1 protein-coding gene is annotated in these 1,039 nt (G+C 69.6%); it reads left to right on the forward strand.

Features of this window, described 5'->3' with window-relative positions:
- The first annotated feature begins 163 nt into the window (after positions 1-163).
- A complete protein-coding gene (locus ABIC30_RS31785; RefSeq protein WP_354456842.1) occupies positions 164-952 on the forward strand; it encodes a transposase family protein in 789 nt (262 codons plus the stop codon).
- Positions 953-1,039 lie beyond the last annotated feature (87 nt).

The following is a 1,039-nucleotide window of genomic DNA, read 5'->3' on the forward strand; positions in this document are numbered from 1 at the left end:
TCGCCTACTGCTTTGGACTTCCCGCGGCGAACAAAGGGTGAAAGCGGGACGTTAGACGCTCTTCCGCGGACCAAAACCGGATTTGCGACACGCCCCCCTCCTGCCGCGCGCGGCGTGGCGGCCGGGCGCGGCGAACGTCTTCGCCAGCGTCGGATACGGCGTCGTGGCCGCGTTCCTCGTCCCGCGCTTCGTGGCCCTGCATCTGGCGGGGCAAGATTTCGCCCTTGCCGCGTTCGGCATCGCCTTCATGGCCACCCGCTTTCTCGGCAGCCCAGCGGTCGATCACTTCGGGGCTCGGCGCGTGCTCGTGGTCGCCTTCTGCGTCGAAGCGACGGGGCTGGCTGGACTAGCTCTCGCGCGCACGGCGGCGCCGGCCTTCGCCTGTACGGCCCTGACCGGGGCCGCCCTCGCCATGCTGTATCCAGTGCGCCCTGCTCGCGGCGCCGGCATCCCGTTCGGACGTAGTCCGCGGGAAGGTACGGTCGCGCCGTTCTGCCTGCAGTGCTTCCTCGGCGCCGACCGGCTGTCAACGCCGAGTGCATCGTGGTTCTCCGTCACTTCGTGTGGTGGGGTGGGCGGACCGGGACCCGGCGTGCCGCCGGCGGATTCGGATCAGGATGATGGCCGCCCGAGTCCGCCCATGCCCAAGCGCCTGCTCCCGTTCATTCCGCCCTCGTTGCGGGTCGTCGCCGTCACGGCCAAGCCCGAGCACGTGATGGTGCTGGCGGTGCCGCGGTCGACAGAACCGTGCTGTCCCGCCTGCAGTAACCGGTCGGACAGCGTCCACGGCACCTACGAGCGGCACCTCGCCGACTTACCCTGCCAGGGGCGCTCCGTCGGCCTGTGCGTGCGGCTGCGCCGCCTGCGCTGCCGCAACCCCGCCTGCCACCGCCGGACCTTCAGCGATGTCAGGCGACACGGCAAACTGGTTCTTCCGCAGGTTTGGTGCTGAGCGCCTTGTGAAGCGTTGATCCCTGGGGTGGCGGAGGGAGCGCGCGATGCGGATCTCGAACCCGTTATTGCCCTCGGTTTCAGAAGG

The sequence above is a fragment of the Methylobacterium sp. 1030 genome, from assembly GCF_040544715.1.
Classification (GTDB): Bacteria; Pseudomonadota; Alphaproteobacteria; order Rhizobiales; family Beijerinckiaceae; genus Methylobacterium.